The organism is Mesorhizobium sp. M4B.F.Ca.ET.214.01.1.1, assembly GCF_004791545.1.
GTDB lineage: Bacteria > Pseudomonadota > Alphaproteobacteria > Rhizobiales > Rhizobiaceae > Mesorhizobium > Mesorhizobium abyssinicae.
The window spans coordinates 1-22,171 of record NZ_SRUX01000007.1; the positions used below are offsets into that span (position 1 = coordinate 1).

Genomic DNA, 22,171 nt, shown 5'->3' on the forward strand with positions numbered 1-22,171 from the left:
ATCCGCCAGCGGATCGCCGAGGCTGCGCGTATCCTGGAGATCGAAGCGCTGCTTCACCGACGGCCGTCGCAGCTCTCCGGCGGGCAGCGCCAGCGCGTGGCCATCGGGCGTGCGATCGTCAAGGAGCCCAAGGCATTCCTGTTCGACGAGCCACTCTCCAATCTGGACGCGGCGCTTCGCGCCCGTACACGCGTTGAGCTTGCCGAACTGCATCAGCGTTTGAAGTCGACGATGATCTACGTCACCCACGATCAGGTGGAGGCGATGACGCTCGCCGACCGCATTGTGATCCTCAACAATTGCCGGATAGAGCAGATGGGAAGACCCGTCGATGTCTATGCACGTCCGGCGTCGCGATTCGTCGCGACCTTCGTCGGGTCGCCGGCAATGAACATCCTGCCTGTTACGGTTTCGGGCTCAGGCGACAGGCTCAATGCGCGCTTGACCGATGGATCGCTCGTCGAACTTCCTGGCACGCCGGCCAACATGGATTGGCGCGAACTCGGAGTACGGCCGGAATCTCTGACTGTCGTCGCTGAGGGCAATCAAACATCCGCCACGGCCACCGTTGTCGAGCGCCTTGGCGAGCGAACGCTCGTCTATGCGCGGCTCGCGGATGGGACGCAGGTGACGGCACAGGATCGCGGGCTTTCGAGCGTCAAACCAGGCGACGCCGTTCGGCTGAAGTTCGACACCACGGCCCTGCATCTCTTCGCCGCGGACGGGTCGGCCTGGCACGCACGCGCCGACGGAGACTGAACCCGCCGAGCGGGTCGTGCCCTCCGGCATCTTGCCGGGGCTCTAGCCCTTGATACCTGCCGAGAGCGTTATCGCTTCGGTCACCCGGCGCTGGAAGAAGAGGTAGGCCAGTGCCACCGGCAGGCCGGCCAGTACGGCTGCCGACAGCTGGCGCGCGTAGTAGACACCGAAGGCGTCGTTGACCTGCGTGATGCCGACCGTGATGGTCATCATCTCGGTGCGGGTCACGGAGAGGAACGGCCACAAGAACGCGTTCCACGTCCAGATGAAGCAGACGATCGACAGCGCGGTCGTTACCCCCCAGTTCATCGGCATGTAGATCTTGAAGAGGATCCCGAATTCAGACGCATTGTCCATCACCGCAGCCTCGCGGAAGTCCTTCGGGACCTGATCGAAAAACTGCTTGTACACGATGATGATGACGGGGTGGATGAGCTGCGGCAACATGATTCCGGCCCAGCTGTTGAGCAGGCCGAGGTTGGCGACCAGCACGAAGTGATTGATGATCAGCGCCGAAGTCGGCACCATGAAGGAGGCAAGGATCAGCCACCAAAGCGCGATCCGCCCCGGGAACCGCAACTGCGAGATTGCGTAGCCGCACAGCATCGAGATGAAGATGGTGATGACCGTTACGCCGACCGCGACCGCCACTGAATTGACGTACCAGGCGCTGATCTGCGTGGTGGTCAGAGCGCTGATGTAGTTCTCCAGCGTCGGCGTCTCGGGCCAGAGTTCGATGTAGGGCCGTACGACCTCGTCATCCGGTTTGAGCGATGAGATCACACCCCAGTAGAGCGGGAACGCCCAAAGGATGGCCCAGACGAGCGTCAGTGCGGTGATGATCCCGCCCCAGAAGTTCCAGCGTTGCGCAGCCACGGCGTTCATCGGCGCCGCCTTTCGGCGAACCGGAGCAGTTGGAATTGCAGGACCGAGACGACCACCACAAGCACGAAGAGGGTGACGGCGACGGCCGCCGCCCTGCCTCCCTGGTTCTGCTGGAAGGCCTTCTGGAAGACGTAGTAGACGAGCACCATATTGTCGTTCGGCCGGCCGCCGATCGAGAACAGATAGACCTGGTCGAAGATCTTGAGCTGCAGGATGAGCTGGATGGTGAACACCAGCGAGGTGATCGGCCACAGCAGCGGCCAGGTGATGCGCCGGAACGTGGTCCATCGCGTCGAGTTGTCGAGCGCCGCGGCTTCGTAGATCTCCGCTGGTATGGACCGCAGTCCGGCAAGGAAGAGGAGGATCGAGAAGCCCGCGGTCCACCAGATTGTCACCCCGGCCACAGCCGGCAAGAACCAGACGCGCGACTTGAAGACCGGCACGCGCGGGATTCCGAGCCAGTCCAGCACATGCATCGCGATCCCGAACTGGAAATTCAGCGTCCAGTCCCAGATCAGATAGACGACGGACACCGGCAGGATGTAGGGCAGGAAGAACAGCGCCAGCACGATCGACTGGAAGTGGCCCTTGAGCCGCGACACGCCCAGCGCGATCAACAGGGCGATGAGTGTCCCTGGGACGACCGTCATCAGCACGAAATAAGCGGTGTTCCAGAGCGCGCGCCGGAACATCGGGTCGTTGTCGAGCCGCAGGTAGTTGTCGAGACCAACCCACCGACCCGCGCCGATCAGCGGCGCATCGGTGAAGGAGATGCGGAACATCTGGACCATCGGATAGACGAACGCCAGCAGATAGATCGCCAGGAAGGGAGCGACCAGCACCAGCGCGACAAGACGTTCAGTGCGGGAGTTGCGAAGCATGGCTCTTCCTCAAATATGACTGGGACCGCTCTGGACAGGACGGTCCCAGCCCTTGAGCCCTACATGCTGTTCAGCTCATCCTTGATGGATTTCACCGCCTCGCCGGGGTCCATCTCTCCATTGAGGGTCGGCACGAAATAATTGGACATGATGTCGAAGATCGGCCCGGCGACACCAGCCTTGGGCGACTTCGGATCGAAGATCATGTTGGCCGTCAGCGTCGAGTAGGTCGCATTGGGCTCCATTGCCTTGTATTCAGCCGTTTCGGTGACTGGCTTGTAGGCCGGGATGTGCCCTGCCGTGGCCCAGAATAGCGAGTGCTTGTCCATCCAGGAGATCACCTCGAGGACGGCGGCGCGCTTTTCCGGGCTGATTTCCTTGCCCTTGTTCTTCGGGATTGCGAATGAATGGCTGTCCGCATAGGTGCATGGCTTGTCGAAGATCACCGGGATCTCGACGGCGCCCCAGTCGAACAGCTTGCCTTGCTTGGCGAGGTCGGTCATCGTGGGAACTTCCCAGACGCCGTTGATCATCATTGCGGCCTTGCCCGAGGTGAACAGGGCGACGGTCGCGGGATAGTCCGTATAGGTCGACTGCAGCCCGGCCTTCGTCCACCCTTGCAGGACCGCTAACGCTTTCGCCAGCTTTTCAGGATTGTCGCCGGCGAGGAACTCGTTGCCCGTCAGAAGCTCGCCGCCTTGCTGGCACACCAGCGAATAAATGGTGCGGTACATGAAGTTGCCGTCGGCGGTGACGCTGCCCAGCGGGAACTCGACGCCGGCATCCTTCAACTTCTGCAGCGTCGCGGTGAATTCTTCCTTGTTTCTCATACCCACGGGACGGCCGTCGTCGCCGAGCACGCCTGCCTTCTTCAGGAGGACGCGATTGTAGTACAGGACGATCGGGTGGGTATCGAGCGGCACCGCGTATTGCTTGCCGTCGACCGTCACGGCGCCCATCGTCGTCTGGGCGAAGTCCGAGGCAGAGAGGCCCATCTTGCTCATATCGTCGGCGGTGATTTCTTCGAGAATGTCTTGGCTCACCGCCAAGGGGATGCGGCTGGCATGATAGGTCATGACGTCAGGCGCCTCACCGACCGCGGCCGAGGTCTGCACCTTCGCGTAGAAGGGCGTGCCCCACTCCAGCGTCGTGGCGTCGATCTTGATCTTGCCGGCGTGGGCGGCGTTGAAGTCGGAGATCATCTGCTTCATGCGCACACCGTCACCGCCGCCGAGGAAATCCCACCATGCGACGGTTTCTTCGGCCTGGGCCGCGACGGCCCAAAATCCTCCGGCCGCAATCACCGCTAGGGCCATCATCTTGCGAAAGTTCATCTCAGCTCCTCCCGAGTACGGCGGTTAGATCCGCCTTGAACGTCTCAATGCTACACCAAACCGAACCACCTGCAACGGATTTTAGGGTATATATCAGATAATCGGATATTAACTTAAAGCGTCACGCGGACCATCGAGTAGGAATGCGGCGGCAAGTTAAGTGTCATTCCCTTGCTGGTGAGCGCTGCCCCGTTGCCTTTGACAGGCGATACGTTGTCCGGTGCGTCCTTCGTGTTGCAGGCCTCGAGGTCGTCGTGACGGATGATCGTGTGCTCGATGGACTTGGCGGCGAACCGCTCGAGGGCGACGTCGGCCTCTATCGCCTCGGACCCGTGCCGGTTGATGGCAAAAAAGGTCAGCGTGCCGGCGCTCGAATCGTGCACGCCTGCAATGTCGAGCCACGGCACTTTGTCGGCCGCGGCCGCGTCATAGGTAGGCACCTCGACCGCGAGTTGCAGCGCGGTGCCGCGGCCGTGCCTGGAGGCCAGCATAAATGGCCAGTAGATCGTTTGCCGCCAGGCGGCGCCGCCGGGATCGGTCATGATCGGCGCGATCACGTTCACCAGTTGCGCGATGCAAGCGATGCGAACGATATCCGACCGGCGGATGAAGGTGTTGATGATGCAACCGACCTGCAGCACGTCCTCGAAATTGTAGATGTCTTCCAGAAGCCTGGGCGCTTCCGGCCAGTCCCAGCTGCGCATGCGCTCGGCGTCCTGCTTGCGCTGATGGTACCAGACGTTCCACTCGTCGAAAGAGATCTTCACATTCCGCTTCGAGCGCGTCTTGGCCTTCACGTAGTCGATGATGCCCGCGACCGTGCCAATGTAGCGGTCGAGCTTGGCCGGAAGAGCGAGATATTCGGCCGTATTCTTCTCGTAGTTCTCGAAATACATGTGGAGGGAGATGTAGTCGACCTGCTCGTAGGTCGCTTCCAGCACGGTTGCTTCCCACTGCGGATAGGTCGGCATATTGGAATGCGACGAGCCGCACACGACCAGTTCCACCGTCGGGTCGAGGCCGCGCAGCGCCTTGGCTGTCTCGTTGGCAAGATGGCCGTATTCGCTGGCCGACTTATGGCCAACCTGCCAGGGACCGTCCATTTCATTGCCGAGACACCAGAGGCGGCAGTTCCAGGGTTGCGTGCGTCCGTTCTTGGCCCTGAGGTCGGACCAGTAGCTGCCGCCCGGGTGATTGACGTATTCAACGAACGCCCGCGCCTCGTCGAGGCCGCGCGAACCGAGATTGACGGCAAGCATCATCTCGGTGCCGGCCTTTTCGGCCCAGTCGGCGAATTCATGGATGCCAACCAGGTTGGGCTCCGTGGTGCGCCACGCAAGATCGAGCCGCCGCGGGCGGCTCTCCTTTGGCCCTATGCCGTCTTCCCAATTGTAGGCGGATACGAAGTTGCCACCGGGGTAACGGCAGATCGGCGTGTCGAGCGCACGCACCAGCTCGATCACGTCCTTGCGCATTCCCTCTTCGTCCGCTTGCGGATGTCCGGGCTCGTAGATGCCCGTATAGACCGCCCGGCCGAGATGCTCCAGGAACGAGCCGTAAAGACGTTTGTCGATATCCGCGACGGCATAGGCCGCGTTCGCCGTGACTCTGGCCTTCATGATCCCTCCCACTGCGGACTATCAATCCGACTTTCCGATTTATATCCGGGTCACGGGTCAGTTAAGGGCGGAGTTCGCCCGCCCGTCAAGGGCCTGGAGCAATTCCAGGAAAGATGTGTGCGGCTTTCCTGGAAAAGCCGTAGCGCTTTCTGTTGGAATTACGTCCAAACAAAGAGTGGAGCAGTTCGCAGTTTCCGTGAGACCGTGCCCTTAAGCCTTCAGCAGGCGCAGAACGATGTCGTTGCTGTAATTGCCGAAGCCGCTACCGAAGATGTTTATGCCGCCGGGGTGACGCGCATCTTCCTTCACGCCGATTCGTATCCGGATCGAGCGGTGCCGCTCGAGCTCCAGATCAGCCAGCGAGCATTTGGAAACCTTGTTGTTGTTGCGATAGGTGCCGTTGTTCGTGACGCGCCAGTGTGCGAGGTCGCCATATTGCGATCCGGCCAGCTTCCACCAGCCGGGCGTATGCTTGCCGCGCTTGTCGCCATAGTCGGCCGGCGCTGTCCAGGTATCTATCTCGTGTCCGTTGATCGCTACCGTGATGTCCGATGGCCAATCCTTCGATGTGCCCGGGACCTCCGACGAAAGCTCCATCGCTAGTTCCAATCCGCCGACTTTGGCATTGGCAAGCGTCGCATTGTTGGGAAACTGGTATTCGACGAAGCCGCGCGTGAACCACAGCAGCCCTGCCCGCATACGGTCAGGATCGAGAAAGGTGTCGGGCACATCGAGAAGTCCGATGACGCCGTCTTTTGAACACAGGCCGCAGGGAGCGGAAACTTCGCATCTCGTATAGAGTCCAAGCGGCATCGCCACTTCTATGACGCCGAGATCCTGCGCCGGGGTGCGGTCCTTAAAGACGACAACCAACTCGGAGAAAGTCGAATAGCAAACCTTCTGGCTTCCCTTGCGCGCCTTCTGCGATTTCGTCTCGATCAAACCGACATCGACAAGAACCTGGATGTTTGCGGAAATCGTTGATTGCGGAAGACCCAGTTCTTCGGCCACTTGATTGACGTTTTTCGGCCCCTTGCGGTGCAGCAGATCGAGAATCCGGACCCGGACCTCGCTCGCGAGGCCCTTCAACAAGTCAAGCCGCTCAAGCGGATCGACAACCATGATTTCATTCGACATATGGCCCCGCACTCGTCACACGGAGTTATGTATCAGCAGATCAGATACAAATAAAGACGGTGGCGTTATGCTCCCCTAGCGCCAATTTCGGATTCCAGGCATCCGAACAAGGCTCGCTCGCGCCGTTTCTTAGGCTAAATTGTTCCGACTGGCGGGAGGGTCGTCCCTTGCGAGAAGAGCAACGCAGGCTTGCGGCGATCTTGGCTGCCGACGTGGCAGGGGTTCCGCCGCCAGGATCTGGCTAACCGGGCGAAGAAGCGGCTGGCGATAAGTAATTGATAAACAACGACAATGGTGGGCCCGGAGGGACATCGTTTTCGACACAAAATCAATACCTTACCGGATGGTTCGCCAACCCATTTCCTTCGTATTCTCTCGTATGGTCTGGCGAACCTAGGGACTAGGAGGGCGAGGAGTTTCCCGGCAAGCGCTCGTCGCCACAGAAAACGGCTTTCGCCTTAGCACACGCGCTCTGCGAGACGCTCTGCCGGGGAAGAGCCGTGGCAGAAAGCTTTCGCGATAGATGCGGTCTCTTACTGCGAGCCGGGCACTCGAGGTGCCGATCGGCGAGGCTGAAGGAGGGTCGCTCTGGCGTTGGCTCAGAACCGGCTGGAGCGTTCCTCCGGCTGCGGCGATTTCAAGCCATGGCAGGAACATTGCGGATCGACCGGAAGCCGGGCGGCGGTTTCCAGCGCAACCCGCGAGGCTGTCATGGACAGGCTCGGCAACACGTCCTGCTGCAGCAATTCCTGGCGATTACGGTCCATATAGTCATTGAAGGCCGCCGTAACGAACGCCAAGGGCACGAAACAGGCGCCGATCTCGCGCGACAAGGTGGCTTCGGGGGCAATCGAATGGTTGAGCACGTCGGCCCCCATGCTTCGAAACGCCAAGGCTTCGGCCGGGCTCGTAAGACGCGGCCCGTAACAGTGGGCAGCCACCAGCTGCTGTTCGATGCCATGAACGCGGCATTGCGGCGGCCAGTGACGGCGCGCGGTTTCGACCAGAACGGCCGCGCATCTTGGGCATACGATCTGCTTGCCGGAACAGTCGAAGCTCTGGCGGCCGGGAAGCAGTGAGAACGGGGTCTGCGTCAGCTCGATGATATCGGCGTTCACCACCATGTCGCCGGGCTGGATCGCCTTGTTGACGGCACCGATGGTCGAGCAGGCCAGGACCTGGCGCACACCCGCGTTCATCAATACCCAAAACGCACGGCGATGGCAGGAATGGTCGATATGGTCGCGGGGGTTGCCATGCGAATACATGCACAGCGCCTGTTTCGTTCTGCCTTCGGCGGTAATCGAGGCATCGAACTCGATCAGCTTCCAGTTGTCAGTGCAGCCGAAAGGCGTCTCGAAGCTGATGTCCCGCCGCAAGGTGCGCACGCCATCGACTTCGACATCTTCGGGAAAGGCCAGCCCCCAGTTTGCAGAACCGGTGATGATCGCCAGCCCCACCTTGGGGATGTCTGTCTGATGGTCGGCTGCGATAGGATTGCTTGGCATGATTTCCGGTCTCGGTCAGGATTTCTGGCGAAGCGTCACGATCAGGATGACGGCCACGACGATGGCGGTCCATAATGTCGAGATCGTCGCGATGGTTGGATCGATCTGATCGCGCAGCGACAGGAACATGAGCTTCGGCAGCGTGCTGTTGCGGCCGCTGGCGACGAAGATCGAGATGACGGATTCGTCGAGCGAGGTCAGGAAGGCCATCAACGTCGCCGACAACAGGCTGATCCTGAGTTGCGGAACGATGATACCGCCAATGGCTCTGGCCCAGTCGGCGCCCAGGCTGCGCGCCGCCTGGACCTGGTTCCAGTCGAACCGGGCAAGAGCGGGCACCAGCACAATACAGGCGACCGGGATAGCCAGCACCACGTGGCCTACCAGCACGCCGAACAGCGTTCCGACCAGGCCCTGCGCCGCCAGCACGAAGAAGAGGCCGATCGCAAGCAGGATTCCCGGCACGATGGAAGGGGTGAGCAGAACACCCTGAATGGTCGCCGCGGCCCGGCCGCCGAGCCTGTTCGTCGAGATGCAGGCCAGCAGCGCCAGCGGCACGGCAATCGCCGCCGTCAAAGTGCCGAGGATCAGGCTGGTCCTAAGCGCGTCCATCCAGGTGGCCGACCCGAAGAAATTCTCATACCAGCGCAGCGAGTAGGCGCGCGGCGGGAACTCGAGCAGGTCCGACGCCGAAAAGGAGAGCGGCACGACGACAAGTGTCGGCAGTATCAAGAACGCCATGACAAGCGCGGCAAAGCCCCACAGAGCGACGCGGGCGAGCCTGTTGTCCGGATAGGCCTCAAGCATGGGCCGCACCCATTTTGTTGTGTGCCATCAGCCGTCTTGCCGTCAGGAACATCACCGCGATCAGCGCCATGAGCACGAGGAGCAGAATGCCCAGGACGCTCGCCGAGCCCCAATCCTGGAAGGTCGACAGCGTACGCTCGATCCGGATGGAGAGCGGATTCACCTTGCCGCCGCCAAGCACCGCGGGGGTGATGAAGAAGCCGATCGTGTAGATGAAGACGAGGATCGAGCCTGAGAAGATGCCGCCGGCCGAAAGCGGCAGAATGACCGTGCGGATCACTTGCCCGAGCGTGGCTCCCATGCTGGCGGCGGCGCGAGTGAGGTTTGTGTCGATATCGCGCATCGCGGCGTAAACGGGCAGCAGAAACAGCGGCAGCATGTAGTGAACCATGCCGATAAGCGTGCCGGTGAAGTTGTAGACCAGCGGCAATGGCTCCGCGGTCAGGCCTGAACCCGTCAAAGCCGCATTGATCAGGCCATCGCGCCGCAACAGCACGAGCCAGCCATAGGTGCGCACCAGAATAGAGGTCCACAATGGCAGCATGACGAAGGCCATCAGCACGTTGGCCACCCTCGGCCGAGTGCTGGCCAGAGCGAGCGCCAGCGGAATGCCGAGAATAATGCAGACCACCAGCGTGCCCAGCGACAGTTCAAGGGTCGTGGCCAAGGCCGACCATGTCAGCCCGCTCGACAGCACCTTCTCGTAATTGCCGACGGAGTATTGGCCCGCCGTCGTCAGGAAGGATTGCCGGACGATCCAGAGGAGCGGCAGTATCGCCGCCAGCCCAACGATGAAAAGCGCCGGAAGCGACAGCGAAAGGAAGAAGCGCCGCTCGCGTCGGCCATCCGCGGCGAGCGCGGGATCGGCGGCGACGCTCACGCCATTGCTCCCGGCAAAACATGAACTTTTTGCGCCGGCGCATAGACGGTCACCCGCTGACTGGCGGCAAGCTCGACGCAGCCACCGGCCAGGGCCGCCGGAATGCAGACTAGGATTTCCTGCCCGCCGTCAAGCGCCAGCGTCAAAAGCCAGTTCTCGCCGCGAAATGCCTTGGCGCGCAGTGTCCCGTCGAGGGCAACTCCGTCGCGTCCGGCGAGGCTCGCGTCGAGATGCAGGCTTTCGGCGCGGATCATCAGCGTCTCGCGCGGCGCGTCGGCGCCATCGATCCTGCGCGCTAGGCCCGGGGCGATAATGTTGGCTTCGCCCATGAACTCGGCGACGAAGCGTGTCGATGGGCGGTCATAGATGTGCTGCGGCGCATCGATCTGCTGGATGCGGCCGGAGTTCATCACCGCGATCCGGTCGGACATGGTCAGCGCCTCGCGCTGGTCATGGGTCACATAGATGGTGGTGATCCCGAGATCATCGTGCAGGCGCCGGATCTCGTACTGCATGGTCTCGCGCAGATTCTTGTCGAGCGCCGACAGCGGCTCATCCATCAGCATCACGCGCGGCTCGAAGACGATCGCCCTCGCCAACGCCACACGCTGGCGCTGGCCGCCGGACAGCTCGCCGATGCCACGCTCCGACAGACCGTCAAGTTTCACGCGGGCCAGGGCGTCCAGTGCCCGCTGACGCGCTTCCGCCTTCCGTCTCCTGCGCAGCGCCAGCGGATATTCGACATTGGCGAGGACGTTCATGTGCGGAAACAGGGCGTAGTTCTGGAATACGATGCCGATCTCCCGCTTGTTGGGGGCAAGGCGAGTGATGTCGCGATCCCCCAACAGGAGCTTTCCGGAATCGGGCCGGACAAAACCGGCCAGAGCCATCAGCAAAGTGGTCTTGCCCGACCCGGAGGGGCCGAGCAGCGTCAGGAATTCACCGGCCCTGATGTCGAGTGAGACATCGTCCAGCGCGACGTAAGACCCATAGGCCTTACGCACACTGTCGATGGTGATCGGAAGCGATTTCATCATGCGCTCCGTCGTTGCATCTGATGCGCTGGAGCGTCAGCGGCTGATCATTTCATCGAAGGCCTTTTGCGCGGCTTCGCCGTTCTTCAGCCACCAGTCGGCATTCGAGAACACCGAAGTGCCGGCGTTTTCGGGCGCCGTCGCCAGGGTCTTCAGACGGTCCTTCGGAATAAGGCCTCCTTCATAGGCGGCAGGGTTGACCGGCCCGTAGGCGATGAAATCGGTGAGCTTCGCCACCCGAGCGGGTTGCGTCATCGCCGCGATCAGCTTCATGGCCGCGTCCTTGTTCTGGGCGCCCTTCGGCACACCGAGGCAGTCCGTGCCGATAACGGAACCCTTGAACGTATAGTCGACGGCGCCGCCATCCGCCTTCACGGTCTGGGCTCTTCCGTTCCAGGTGACAACCAGATCCGCTTCGCCGTCTTTCAGCAGTTGCGCCGACTGCGCGCCCGAGGTCCACCACACGGAGACGTTTGGCTTGATCGCCTCGATCCGCTTGATGGCGCGCTGCAGCCCTTCCGGGGTGCTGAGCACGGAATAAACGTCCGCCGGCGCCACGCCGTCGGAGAGCAGCGCGATCTCGATCAGGTCCTGCGCGTTGGCGCGCAAGGCGCGACGGTTCGGGAACTTGGCGACATCCCAGAACTCCGCCCAGCTTTTCGGCGGGTTGTCGCCAAGGGCCTTGGTGTTCCACGACATGACGGTGCCGTAGGAATCGAAGGGATAACAGTAATCGGACTTTGCGCCGGCCGGCACGGATTTGGGATCGATAATCTTGTAGTCGAGCGGTTCCAGCAGCGACTGCGCGGCCGCCTGTGCGCCTTCCGGCGAGCTGAGATGGATGATGTCGGTGGTGACCGCGCCCGAGGTGACCTGCATCTTCAACGCGGCAAGGCCGTCGCTCTGGGTCTCTTCGCGGACCTCATAGCCAAGCTCTTTTGCAGCGGGAGCCCACATGGCCTCCTTGATGGCATTGCCATAGTCCCCGCCTGCGGTGGTGATGGTGACCGTTTGAGCATAGACGGGCAAGGCAGCCGAGACTGCGATCACCGCCAAGGAAATGCGTGGTAGCCAAGACATGGATTTTCCTCCTCCAGGATTCATCAAAGCGTCGATTACGTGCCCATTTTAGGAAATCGTAACGTTACGATTGCAGCGAAACGGCATTGAGTCAAGCGGCTTTACGGCGGACATTTGATAGTGGGGGGCGTCGGATTTGACCGTCAGGTCGAATCCGGTAACGTTACGAAGCGCAGCAAAATCAGCCGACGCATTCGCAAATCAAGTCGGGCGACATGGCCAATCTAAAACAGATCGCGGCGGAACTTTCTCTTTCGGTGACCACCGTATCGCGCGCTCTGAAGGACGGTCCGGAGGTGCACCCCTCGACCGTGGCGCGGGTCAAGGAGGTGGCCAACCGCGTCGGCTACGTGCCTGATCATCATGGTCGCGCGCTCAAAACCGGACGGACCATGACGCTGACGGCGGTGCTGCCGATGGAGACGAGCGATTACCTGTCCGATCTGGCCAAGCTTCCCCTGATCGAGGGCATGACGCTGGCGGCGCGGCAAACGGGCTACAGCCTGTCCATATATTCCACCACGCCCGACGATGATCCGGTCGAAAGCATGCGGCGCCTGTTGCAGGCGCGCAGCGCGGACGGGCTGATCATCACGCGCATGGTCTCGGGCGATCCGCGCATCAAGCTGCTGCTCGACCAGGGCATTCCGTTCGTCACCTTCGGCAGAACCGATGTGGACGCCGCCTATCCCTATGTCGATATCGACAATGAGCAGATCGCCTATGACGCGACTCGACGGCTCATGGGCAAGGGCTGCCGACGCATAGCGCTGCAGCTTCTCGTGGCGAAGGACCAGGCGAGCGCCGCGCGGCTCAAAGGCTATCAGAGAGCGATGGCCGAGGCCGGCCTTCCGATCGACCAATCGCTGATCGGCCACGGCACGTTTACGATGGAATCGAGCGCAGCCTGGTTCGATCGGCTGCTGGCGTCGTCAGATCCGCCAACGGGCCTGGCGTGCGCCAATGAACTGGGCCTGCTTGGGGCGCTGCACGCGCTCGGCCGACGGGGCCTTGAGCCGGGCCGAGACGTCCACATCGTCACTCGCGACAACACGCGTCTGTCGCGCTTCCTGCCGGCGAATATCGGCGTTCATTCCATAGACATGGCAGCCGTCGGGCACAAACTGATCGAGCTGCTGGAGGACCGGATCGCCAATCCGCTTGGGTCGGTCGCGACAGTCTTGTTTGAAGGTGAGTTCGACCCTGGCGAACAGGTCGGACCAGAAGAAGTGGGAGTAAGTCAAATACTCAAAAAGTGAAAAGTGAAGATCCGCATTGCCCTGACAATTATCGGTGACTGGGCCGAACGGCGCGCAGATCCGGATCAAGGACGCTCCTCTTCAACACGCCGATATGTTGCCGATGGCAGGTTGATGCCTGCAGCGGAGATGTTCATGCACCGGAAGGTCAACGCCGTGGCTGCATTTCGGAACTGAGTTTGAGCCATCCCCGGCAAGGGATTAACGAGCCACAGCCCATGAAGCCGGGCGAGACCGTCGCAGTCGAACTGGTGCTTGATGCGTGCGGCTACCGCTTTGCGCCGGGCCACCGTCTGCGCCATTGTCCAGTGCCTATTGGCCGACCATCTTGCCACCGCCTTGCGACGCGACTCTGGTGATCGACCTCTCGGCGCTGCAACTGCAACTACCCCTGCTTGGTGGGCATCGCAGGATCGAAGTGCCTCAACCACCCGATCCCGATCCGCTGCCCCGCTATGAAGTCTTGACGGAAGGATTGTCTGCCCGTTCGGTCGAACGTGACCTTCAGCAAGGTGTCACTCATTACCGCGTGCATGAGGATACGGGTCAGTCGACATCCGGAGAACGGCTTGTGCACGCGCGACATCCGGCGAGAGGTATGGTCTATAGCCCCCGACGATCCCCTGTCATTGGCCGCCGAGATTCGCTGGACATGCGCTGCCCAACGGACAGACTGGCGAACGGAAAGCCATTGCACCACCCGTCTCTCCTGTACGGCGGCCGAATGGGTGATTTCGGAGCGGGTTGAAGCACTGGCTGACGGTCACAAGGTATTCGAACGCGAGCGCAACGCTCGGATCTCGCGTGACCAGATGTAGGGGTTCTATCCTACGGCAACATAACAGCGCGTCAGGCCCGGAGGGCGTCTTGAACTCATTGAGTTTCGTGGGCAAAAATCTGAAAGCTTCCCATATCGTTCCGTATCGTCTCGTGGCGCTAAACAGATGTAGTTTACGAAGTGTACGAACGTTGGCAGCCATCCTCCAGAACGGCCGTAGTGAGGCCGATTGCTGCCGGTCCGGTTGCGGGAAGGACTGGGTAAGCTGACACCGAGCAAGGAGAGGCCGATGGCATCAAGGTCGCGCGGGACTCTGCCGCAGCGGCCGCCCAGCCCCTCCGAGGTCGTTGACCGCTAAGGTTGCCGCGGGTCCCTCAAAGCGCACGCCATGTGCTGTTTGCGGGCATGGAAGCGTGCAGCCGGGCGGCTGGTAGCCGCTGGAGCCCGGTTGCCCGGGCAAGCAGAGGTCCCTTGGGAAGGTAAAACCGGCCAGTGCTGGGCCGCTGACATCAGTCGACACCGAACCGCGCGCTGAGCCACGCCATCTGTTCGCGCTCCTGGTAGCCTTGTCCGCCTTCATGGTTGTTGAATTCGTATTCTACGATGGTCTTTTCCCCCGTGTAGGCATTGAACGCGCCATAAACGGTAGAAGGCGGGCAGACTTCGTCCATCAGGGCCACGGAAAACAGCGCCGCTGCCTTGGACTGCCTGGCAAAGTTGACGCAGTCGAAATAGCCGAGCGTTTCAAAGACTTTCGCCTTCTTCTCGCGATGCTGCGCCAGGAAACGGACGATCTCCAAATAGGGATCGCGCACGGCAGTCCCCAAAGCGCGGGGAAAGTCGCAAAGAAACGGCACGTCGGGCATTACGACCTTGACGCGGGGATCGATTCCGCCGACGGCAAGCGAAATGCCGCCGCCCTGACTGTCGCCGCAAACCGCGATGCGCTCGGGATCGATGAAGTCCAGCTCCAGGAGAGCGTCTATCGCCCGCACAGCATCGGTGAACACGCGCCGGTAATAGTAGTCATTCTTGTCCAGTACGCCACGCGTCATAAAGCCGGGAAACGAAGAGGTCGAGCCGACGGGATCGGCGGTCTCTCCTACGCTGTAGTCGCTTCCCTGCCCGCGTGTATCCATTCGAAAATAAGCAAATCCTGAGGTCGCCCAATGCAGTTGCTCATGTGCCAAGCCGCGCCCGCCGCCATAGCCGAGATACTGCACGACAAGAGGAAGCCGCCCCTCACGATGCGTCGGCAGGATCAGCCATCCTTTGATCGGATGACCGCCGTATCCCGGAAACGTGACGTCGAAAGCCTGGACCGCCTTCAGTGTCGTCTGCGCCGGTACGATGTCGACCTTGCCGCCGGCCTGGCGGGCCTCGGCGATGGTCGAGGCCCAGAACTGGGCAAAGTCGCCTGGCGTGGCCACTTTGCTGACATAGGCGCCTAGTTCAGGCTGGATCAGATCTTGGAATGGCATTGTTTCTCCCAGTTTGAATTAGTAGCAAATCGGCGATTGATATGGACGGCTCCGCATTCGGATCCGCCCCCGAGAGTGGATTTGCGCGTTACCGGTCCAAGAGACCGCGGACTCGCCCGCCATTCTTCCGCGCATGGCCATCAGGTGGCGGCGGCAGACCTTGACCAGAGGCGCAGCCAGCAAAAGTGGGGCGGTGACCGCCCCGTTCAGCTGCCCGTCTTGATCTGGGTCCAGAGCCGGGTAAGGACGCGCTGTTCCTTCGACCCATACGAAGAAATCGTGAAAAGCTTCTTGAGCGTTTCCTGCGTCGGATAAACTGAAGGGTTCTTCAACACGGCCTCGTCGATGAACTTCTGCGAGGCGAGGTTGCCGTTGGCAGTTTGGACATAGTTGGTTGACTTGGCGATGACTTCCGGCCGCATCAAGTAGTTGATGAAGGCGTGCGCTTCATCGACATGCCTGGCGTCGGCAGGAATAGCCAGATTGTCGAACCACATATAGGTGCCTTCTTTAGGGATCAGGTATTCGACCTTGACCCCGTTGTTGGCTTCCTTGGCGCGGTTCTTGGCCTGCAGCACGTCACCCGACCAGCCGATGCTGATGCATTTATCGCCATTCGCCAGGTCGTTGATGTAGGCAGAGGAGCTGAAGGTGCGGACATAGGGCCGGATTTTCGTGTAGATGCCACCACCGGCTTCGAGGTCTTCTTTCTTCTTGCTGTCGCCGTCCTTGCCGAGATAGTTCATGGCAATGGCCATAGTCTCCTCCGGCGCATCGACGATATTGATGCCGCAGTCCTTTAGCTTGGCCGCATTCTCCGGCTTGAAGAGCACATCCCAGCTGTCGATCGGCATGTCGCCGAGCGCGGCCTTCACCTTGTCGACATTGTAGCCGATGCCGGTCGTGCCCCACATATAGTTGACGGCATATTCGTTGCCCGGGTCATATTGGGCCAAGCGCGCCATCACCTCGGGCCACATGTTCTTGAGATTTGGCAGCTTGGACTTGTCGAGCTTCTGGAACACGCCCGCCTGAATTTGCCTGGCCAGAAAAGGTCCGGTTGTAACCACCACGTCATAGCCGGAGCCGCCGGCAAGCAGCTTGGTCTCAAGAATTTCGTTCGAATCGAAGGTGTCGTAGACGACCTTGATACCGGTTTCCTTGGTGAAATCATCAAGGATGGAACTGTCGATATAATCAGACCAGTTATAGACGTTGACGACCTTGTCCTCCGCCAACGAGACCCCTGCGGAAAAGAGGACGGCCGTCATCGTGACAGCCAGTCCGAGTAGCTGTTTCTTCATGTTCGTTCTCCTGTTGGTCCGGCTTGCCATTTTGCAGGCAGGCCGATGTTCCCTTCTCAGCGGAAGCAGTGCTGGTCTTCCGATCGTTCCCGATTTTCTGGGGGCTCGCCTGACATGCTTTGGCCCAGGCAAGCCCTGGCAGAGGTCATTGCAGTCCGCTCAAACTGTCGTCAAAAGCCGTGACGAACATATCGGCCTCTTTTCGCGACCAGATCAGCGGTGGACGTAACTTGAGGGTGTTCGGCGTGCCTTTCCCTGTCAGGATGTTGCGTGCGAGCAAGGCTTCGACAAGCTGATCGGTCTGCCGCGCCGCCGGTTCCTTGGTGAAGCGATCCGTCACCAGTTCAACGCCGGTCATCATGCCTAGACCGCGTACGTCGCCGATGATGGGATGCCGTTGCGCCAGACGCCCAAGCTCCCGGCGCAAATAGTCTCCTGTGGCGGCGCCGCGCTCGATCAGGTCTTCCCGCTCGATGACGTCCAGAACAGCCATGCCCGCCGCGCATGCGACGGTGTTGCCGCCGAATGTGCTGAACAACAGCGGATAGGTGCCGTTGAGGAAACGCTTCATAAGTGCCGAACCGAGGATGACGACGCCGAGCGGGTGGCCGTTTCCGACCGGCTTGCCCATCGTCACGAAGTCGACATTGTCATCCGAGAGCCCGTTCGCCCTGAACCCCCAGAAGGTTCCCATGCGACCGCAGCCGGCCTGCACCTCGTCCGCGATGACGAACCCACCCGCCGACCTGACGGTTCTCGCGACGAGGTTGAAATAGTCGTCAGGCGCCCGCAGCACGCCGCTCGAACACAAGGCCGTGTCGACCATGAATGCCGCCGGCCTGTGCCCTCTGGCGCGCAAGGCGGCTATCGCCCGGTCGGCATCCGCAGCGTAGTTCGCGGCTGCCTGTGGGTCGTTGGCGAAAAGGCCCCTGTACATATCCGGGGCCATCAGGGTCTCGATCTGCCTGGGATGCTCGCCGGCGGGCAAGTGACGCCAGCTTTCATTGGAGAGCGTCGTCGTGAGTTCGGTGCATCCATGGTAGGCCTGGTCAATGATCAGACCGCCATCATGCCCGCTGAGCGACATGGCTATCTGCATCGCCAGATCGTTGGCTTCGCTGCCTGAATTGACGAAAATGCAGGTGTCCAGGTGATCAGGCAGATCTGCGGTCAATCGCGCCGCATACTCGACCGCCGTGTCGCACATGTATCGCGTGTTGGTATTCAACGCGCTGGCCTGACGGTATATGGCTCTCGCCACGTGCGGGTGACAATGACCAATTTGGGGGACGTTGTTGTAGACGTCGAGATAAGCCGTCCCGCCGGCGGCATACATCCAGGCCCCTCGAGCGCGCGTGATGTGCAGGGGCTGCTTGTAGAAATGCCATATCGGACCAAGATGGGCGTCGCGCTCATGCCTCACCAGGTCATAGTCGTTCGCGAGAGGCTCGCTGCCATTGCCCGAGGGATGATAGACCGGAAACCGGCACGCCTGACGAAGCCGGCGTACCGCCTCCGGGCGCCCTTGCCGGCTCAGCAACTCCATCATTCGCGGGTATTGGCCGGCGTTTTCGATATGGGGAATGCCGGATTCGATCGTGGCTTCCCTGGCTTCGACGATGACGGTGGCCAGTGCGAGGCGCAGCAGCATCGCGTCGAAAATGAGATCGATCTCATTTTCTTCGAGCGGATATGTCGAATCGAAACCCGACGCCACATCGCAGAGGTAGGCGATCGGATCATCATCGGATTTCGAGAATGTCTCGCAAGCCGTCACAATGTCCGCAACAATGGGATTGTAGCCCATATCGCCAAAATCGATGATACCGACCGGCGATGTGCTGTCGTTGGGATCGACAAGGATGTTGCCGCCATGGGAATCCTGATGGACGACTTGCCGGCGCGTTTTCAGCAATTGAGGAAGGGTAAAGCGCTCGGCGCGCTCGAAGATTTCCTCGCACAATTGCCGAAGCCCGAGGTCGGAGATCTTTGCTATCTGCGGGCGCAAGGCCAGGGCACGTGAAATGTCCCAGAGGTGCACATTGCTGCCTGCGTATGGATGAAAAAAATCGCGCAGCGCATAGGCAAGCCGTCCTACCATCGCTCCTATGTTGAACCGAGTGGCGGCGGAAAAGGCTTCCTCAACCTGCTCCATGATCTTCCCCGGAAGGAAAGTAAGCACACGGATCATGTGCCGGCAGCCGCGCTCGTCCTCGATCCATTCATATGGGGCGCCAGCGAGGGAGGGAACGACGCGAGGCACCGGCAGGGACGGATCGCGCTCGAAGATATGGTTCAGGGCTTTGACCTGCATATCCACGACGCCTTCGGGTTCGCCGGCATTCGATATCTTGACGACGACGTCGCGGCCATCGGTGCCCTCGATCCGCCACGACAGATCGCGCTCGGAAGCCAGTTGCGTGTATGTCCCGTCGATCCCGTACCGGGTTGCTACGAGGCGCCTTGTCGTCTCCGGCGGAAAATTAGGAAGGTTGCGAAGCAGCAGTGCGTCCGTGCTCATCCCATGCCTTAAGGCTAAATAGCGACACCCGACGTGGCGACCACGTCGAACTTGCACGTTTGGCGGGCAAGTCCGCAGGCGGCACTTTTGCGCTGCGCATCGCCAGCCCTACGAGAGGCTAGACCTCTATCGACACGGCAAGAATATCATTCAGAGAACGGATACATTGGTTTTCACAAATGCATCTGGTGCGCCCTGATGATCGCATCACGGACATAGCTGACGTTGGCAGCCTGCTCGCCTGTTCGCGTGGCGACCTCGATGTCGGCGGAATAGGCCTCGTCGGCTATGGGAAGTCGGCGAAGACGCCCCTGCTGTTCGAACATGCTCGCAAAATGTATCGGCAGGACCCCGAGGTAGGCGCCCGACAGGACCATCAGAAGCTGCGCCTCAATATCAAAGGCTACCCGGTTCGCGGCGGTATCGAAGCGGTGACGCCTAATCCCGTACCAATATCCTCTCTCTACCCACGGATGGCCGTAGCATTCCTCACTCGTAATCGTCTCGTCATTTCGGCAAAACAAAGGATGAGCCGAACCGCAAAATACCGCGTGCTCCTCTTGGTAGATGATCTGGTATTGCACGCTTGCGACTTTGATGTCGGAGGCACCTATCCCAATGTCTATTTCGTTTTCCGCCACGGCCTTCGTTATGTCGTTGGGGCCCATGATCTTGAGATCAAGCTCGATTTCCGGCGCAGCTTTGGAAAGCTCGGCAATAGCGTCGGCGAGCCGGAAACTTGGGTCGGTCGTTAAGCAGTCGACAATGCCAACGCCGACCTTTCCCGCCAAAGCGCTTCTAACACGCGAAAGCCGGGCCGAACCGGAGTCCAGCATCCCGGTGATTTCCGTGCTGATTTCGTAAACCCGCCGCCCCTCCTCCGTTAGCGAAAACCCGCGCCGCCCTCGTTCACACAACTTCACGCCGAGCCGTTGTTCAAGCGCCGTCAGATGGTTGGAAATCGTAGGTTGACTGAGCGACAGTTCCATCTGTGCCGCAGACATGCCGCCGTTGCGGACCACGCTTTCAAAGACACGAAAGAGATGGAGATCGGAGCCCGATATCTTCATGGGGGCAGATTGCACCAAATGCACTGGATGGCAATTGCGGCTGCCGACCGTGATTTGACCTCTGGGAACCAGGCCCCGTGCCTTTGAAGCAGCCGAGATCGCCCACCTTCCCTCCCTACTTCGTCATGATCGGGTCTTGACGCTCCAGCCAAATCCGGATTTGATAATACGTGGATACAAAAATACTTTTGGGTGCAAAGTGCCAGCAGCCTTCTCCGTCGAGCCACGCTTGCCCGCCACCGCAGAGGAGGAGGCATATAGGCATCTTCAGCAAGCGCTTCGCCTCGGTCGTTACAAACCGGGTGACCGCCTCATTCCCGAAGACATCGCGGCTGAAATAGGCATGAGCCGCATGCCGGTGCGGGAAGCCTTTCGGCGCCTGGCATCCGACGGGCTGGTGGTTCTTCGCCCAAATCGGGGATGCGTGGTCGCTGGGCTGACTGTCGACGAGCTTTATGAGATTTTCGAAATTCGCTCGGTTCTGGAGGGGTTGGCCGTCAGGCTGGCGATGCCCCGGATCGACGAAGAGGAGTTCGAGGAATTCGACCGCCTGCTCGAACGCATGGAACGCGCGGGCCAGAGCGGCGGTAGCGACTGGGTTGTCCGCCACCAGGAATTCCATGGCCGCATCTGTGCGTTGAGCCAGAGGCCCAAGCTGGTCCACCAGATATCGGCGCTGCATGTGGTCATCGAGCCTTACATGCGCATCTGGTTCGACGATTGTGACAAGCCGCTTTCCGCGCGCGAGGAGCATGCCGCCGTGATCGCTGCCTTGCGCTCGGGCGACGCACAGCACGCGGAACAGGTGATGCAGGAACATGTTCTCGGCACGGCGCCGCTGCTGGCCGAGCTCGTGAGTCCCGGCCGGTGACGAAAACCGACCGGGCATGAATGGCCTCGAACGGCAATGCGGCCGGGCGTGGGAATCGTTCAATCAGCCTACCAAAAAAAGGGGAACCAAATGAAATTCAATCGTTTGGCCGCAGTTGCGGCCGCACTCAGCATGTTCGGCTTCATGCACACCGCCTTGGCCGAGGACGCGCCCAAGGCCATCACCATCGCCACGGAGGGCGCCTACGCTCCATGGAACTTCACCAACGCCGACGGCAAGCTCGACGGACTGGAGATCGATCTCGCCAACAATCTTTGCGAGCGGATGAAGGTCAAATGCACCATCATCGCCCAGGATTGGGACGGTCTTATTCCTGCGCTGAAGGTCGGCAAGTTCGATGTGATCATGGCCGGCATGTTCATCACGCCGAAACGCCTCGAGACCATCGACTTCACCCAGCCTTATGCGATCGACCCGGGTGGTTTCGCAGCCGCCAAGGACAGCGACCTGGGCAAGCTCGGCGCTTCGACCGAGAAATTCAAAATGGACGATGAGGCTGCTACCAAGGCCGCGATCGATAAGTTGAAGCCCTTGCTGAAAGGCAAGGTGGTCGGCGTCCAGGCGGCAACGGCGATGCTCGAATTCGTCAAGAAATACTTCGGGGACACGGTGGAGATCCGCGAGTACAAGACGACCGAGCAGCACGATCTCGATCTGGCCGCGGGCCGCATCGACGCGATATTCGCTCAGAAGACGGCGCTCGCCGCGACGCTTGCAAAACCCGAATTCGCGAACTTCACGGTAGCGGGGCCCGGCTTTGTCGGCGGTCTGTTCGGCGCCGGAACCGGTGCGGGCCTGAGGAAGGAAGACACCAAGCTCAAGCAGATGCTCAACGACGCGATCAGCGCCGCGATCGCCGACGGCACCATCAAGAGCATCTCGGAAAAATGGGTGAAAACGGACGTGACGCCGGTCAAGTAGCCATTTGGGGACTTGTTCGGC

19 protein-coding genes are annotated in these 22,171 nt (G+C 60.7%); 5 read left to right on the forward strand and 14 right to left on the reverse strand.

The genetic code is table 11. From position 1 onward, the window contains the following. Positions 1-759 (forward strand): TOBE domain-containing protein (locus tag EN857_RS15145; protein ID WP_135858827.1); only part of this gene is annotated, 759 nt, incomplete at its 5' end. 42 nt (positions 760-801) lie between these two features. On the opposite strand, the gene EN857_RS15150 is transcribed toward EN857_RS15145, so the two are convergent. From EN857_RS15150 to EN857_RS15195, 10 genes are all read right to left on the reverse strand, one after another. Beyond that, entirely contained in the window at positions 802-1,644 is an 843-nt protein-coding gene (locus EN857_RS15150; RefSeq protein WP_127390863.1) for a carbohydrate ABC transporter permease, read from the reverse strand. After that, positions 1,641-2,525: a sugar ABC transporter permease gene (locus EN857_RS15155; RefSeq protein ID WP_127390864.1), complete on the reverse strand. Its 885-nt coding sequence runs from the start codon at positions 2,523-2,525 to the stop codon at positions 1,641-1,643. The genes EN857_RS15150 and EN857_RS15155 overlap by 4 nt, the downstream gene beginning before the upstream one ends. Positions 2,526-2,584: 59 nt before the next feature. Beyond that, positions 2,585-3,859: an extracellular solute-binding protein gene (locus tag EN857_RS15160; protein WP_127390865.1), complete on the reverse strand. Its 1,275-nt coding sequence runs from the start codon at positions 3,857-3,859 to the stop codon at positions 2,585-2,587. Between the two features lie 113 nt (positions 3,860-3,972). Next, positions 3,973-5,478, reverse strand: a complete 1,506-nt coding sequence (locus EN857_RS15165; protein WP_127390866.1) for an alpha-N-arabinofuranosidase — start codon at positions 5,476-5,478, stop codon at positions 3,973-3,975. Between the two features lie 210 nt (positions 5,479-5,688). Next, positions 5,689-6,615: a transcriptional regulator gene (locus tag EN857_RS15170; RefSeq protein ID WP_127390867.1), complete on the reverse strand. Its 927-nt coding sequence runs from the start codon at positions 6,613-6,615 to the stop codon at positions 5,689-5,691. A gap of 599 nt (positions 6,616-7,214) precedes the next feature. Then, entirely contained in the window at positions 7,215-8,123 is a 909-nt protein-coding gene (locus EN857_RS15175) for a 5'-methylthioadenosine phosphorylase (protein ID WP_128346535.1), read from the reverse strand. A 15-nt stretch (positions 8,124-8,138) separates the two neighbouring features. After that, positions 8,139-8,930 carry an ABC transporter permease gene (locus EN857_RS15180; RefSeq protein WP_128346536.1) on the reverse strand — a complete coding sequence of 264 codons (792 nt, stop codon included), beginning with the start codon at positions 8,928-8,930 and terminating at the stop codon, positions 8,139-8,141. Beyond that, entirely contained in the window at positions 8,923-9,810 is an 888-nt protein-coding gene (locus EN857_RS15185) for an ABC transporter permease (RefSeq protein ID WP_127308666.1), read from the reverse strand. Before EN857_RS15185 ends, EN857_RS15180 begins: the two co-directional genes overlap by 8 nt. Beyond that, positions 9,807-10,844: an ABC transporter ATP-binding protein gene (locus EN857_RS15190; protein WP_128346537.1), complete on the reverse strand. Its 1,038-nt coding sequence runs from the start codon at positions 10,842-10,844 to the stop codon at positions 9,807-9,809. Before EN857_RS15190 ends, EN857_RS15185 begins: the two co-directional genes overlap by 4 nt. A 36-nt stretch (positions 10,845-10,880) precedes the next feature. Then, complete coding sequence (locus EN857_RS15195; protein WP_135858831.1) at positions 10,881-11,924, reverse strand: ABC transporter substrate-binding protein; 1,044 nt, start codon at positions 11,922-11,924, stop codon at positions 10,881-10,883. A 215-nt stretch (positions 11,925-12,139) separates the two neighbouring features. Between EN857_RS15195 and EN857_RS15200 the strand changes: the two genes are divergently transcribed. Next, positions 12,140-13,183 (forward strand): LacI family DNA-binding transcriptional regulator, encoded by a 1,044-nt coding sequence (locus tag EN857_RS15200; RefSeq protein WP_128346449.1) that lies wholly within the window; start codon positions 12,140-12,142, stop codon positions 13,181-13,183. 218 nt (positions 13,184-13,401) lie between these two features. Further along, the gene (locus tag EN857_RS35730; protein ID WP_245478063.1) at positions 13,402-13,542 is read left to right on the forward strand and encodes a CocE/NonD family hydrolase C-terminal non-catalytic domain-containing protein; all 141 of its coding nucleotides are present in this window, start codon (positions 13,402-13,404) and stop codon (positions 13,540-13,542) included. Between the two features lie 928 nt (positions 13,543-14,470). Here EN857_RS35730 and EN857_RS15210 read toward each other — a convergent pair. The 4 genes from EN857_RS15210 to EN857_RS15225 all read right to left on the reverse strand — a co-directional run bounded on the left by EN857_RS15210 (position 14,471) and on the right by EN857_RS15225 (position 20,337). Then, positions 14,471-15,442 (reverse strand): acetylxylan esterase, encoded by a 972-nt coding sequence (locus EN857_RS15210; RefSeq protein WP_128346450.1) that lies wholly within the window; start codon positions 15,440-15,442, stop codon positions 14,471-14,473. 206 nt (positions 15,443-15,648) lie between these two features. Then, positions 15,649-16,746, reverse strand: coding sequence for a polyamine ABC transporter substrate-binding protein (locus EN857_RS15215; RefSeq protein WP_128346451.1), 1,098 nt, complete (start codon positions 16,744-16,746; stop codon positions 15,649-15,651). Positions 16,747-16,891: 145 nt separating this feature from the next. Beyond that, positions 16,892-19,267 carry an aminotransferase class III-fold pyridoxal phosphate-dependent enzyme gene (locus tag EN857_RS15220; RefSeq protein WP_128346452.1) on the reverse strand — a complete coding sequence of 792 codons (2,376 nt, stop codon included), beginning with the start codon at positions 19,265-19,267 and terminating at the stop codon, positions 16,892-16,894. Between the two features lie 173 nt (positions 19,268-19,440). Further along, positions 19,441-20,337, reverse strand: a complete 897-nt coding sequence (locus EN857_RS15225; protein WP_135858834.1) for a LysR family transcriptional regulator — start codon at positions 20,335-20,337, stop codon at positions 19,441-19,443. Positions 20,338-20,566: 229 nt separating this feature from the next. On the opposite strand from EN857_RS15225, the gene EN857_RS15230 reads away from it, so the two are divergent. Both EN857_RS15230 and EN857_RS15235 read left to right on the forward strand, forming a co-directional pair. After that, entirely contained in the window at positions 20,567-21,208 is a 642-nt protein-coding gene (locus tag EN857_RS15230) for a GntR family transcriptional regulator (RefSeq protein ID WP_245478062.1), read from the forward strand. Between the two features lie 90 nt (positions 21,209-21,298). Beyond that, positions 21,299-22,150, forward strand: a complete 852-nt coding sequence (locus EN857_RS15235; protein ID WP_127308660.1) for a transporter substrate-binding domain-containing protein — start codon at positions 21,299-21,301, stop codon at positions 22,148-22,150. Positions 22,151-22,171: the final 21 nt, after the last annotated feature.

What these genes read in the sequence shown, in the direction of transcription:
- EN857_RS15150 (WP_127390863.1), bottom strand. Translation starts at nt 1,644, where the DNA reads ATGAACGCCGTGGCTGCGCAACGCTGGAACTTCTGGGGCGGGATCATC.
- EN857_RS15155 (WP_127390864.1), bottom strand. Translation starts at nt 2,525, where the DNA reads ATGCTTCGCAACTCCCGCACTGAACGTCTTGTCGCGCTGGTGCTGGTC.
- EN857_RS15160 (WP_127390865.1), bottom strand. Translation starts at nt 3,859, where the DNA reads ATGAACTTTCGCAAGATGATGGCCCTAGCGGTGATTGCGGCCGGAGGA.
- EN857_RS15165 (WP_127390866.1), bottom strand. Translation starts at nt 5,478, where the DNA reads ATGAAGGCCAGAGTCACGGCGAACGCGGCCTATGCCGTCGCGGATATC.
- EN857_RS15170 (WP_127390867.1), bottom strand. Translation starts at nt 6,615, where the DNA reads ATGTCGAATGAAATCATGGTTGTCGATCCGCTTGAGCGGCTTGACTTG.
- EN857_RS15175 (WP_128346535.1), bottom strand. Translation starts at nt 8,123, where the DNA reads ATGCCAAGCAATCCTATCGCAGCCGACCATCAGACAGACATCCCCAAG.
- EN857_RS15180 (WP_128346536.1), bottom strand. Translation starts at nt 8,930, where the DNA reads ATGCTTGAGGCCTATCCGGACAACAGGCTCGCCCGCGTCGCTCTGTGG.
- EN857_RS15190 (WP_128346537.1), bottom strand. Translation starts at nt 10,844, where the DNA reads ATGAAATCGCTTCCGATCACCATCGACAGTGTGCGTAAGGCCTATGGG.
- EN857_RS15195 (WP_135858831.1), bottom strand. Translation starts at nt 11,924, where the DNA reads ATGTCTTGGCTACCACGCATTTCCTTGGCGGTGATCGCAGTCTCGGCT.
- EN857_RS15200 (WP_128346449.1), top strand. Translation starts at nt 12,140, where the DNA reads ATGGCCAATCTAAAACAGATCGCGGCGGAACTTTCTCTTTCGGTGACC.
- EN857_RS35730 (WP_245478063.1), top strand. Translation starts at nt 13,402, where the DNA reads ATGAAGCCGGGCGAGACCGTCGCAGTCGAACTGGTGCTTGATGCGTGC.
- EN857_RS15210 (WP_128346450.1), bottom strand. Translation starts at nt 15,442, where the DNA reads ATGCCATTCCAAGATCTGATCCAGCCTGAACTAGGCGCCTATGTCAGC.
- EN857_RS15215 (WP_128346451.1), bottom strand. Translation starts at nt 16,746, where the DNA reads ATGAAGAAACAGCTACTCGGACTGGCTGTCACGATGACGGCCGTCCTC.
- EN857_RS15220 (WP_128346452.1), bottom strand. Translation starts at nt 19,267, where the DNA reads ATGAGCACGGACGCACTGCTGCTTCGCAACCTTCCTAATTTTCCGCCG.
- EN857_RS15225 (WP_135858834.1), bottom strand. Translation starts at nt 20,337, where the DNA reads ATGAAGATATCGGGCTCCGATCTCCATCTCTTTCGTGTCTTTGAAAGC.
- EN857_RS15235 (WP_127308660.1), top strand. Translation starts at nt 21,299, where the DNA reads ATGAAATTCAATCGTTTGGCCGCAGTTGCGGCCGCACTCAGCATGTTC.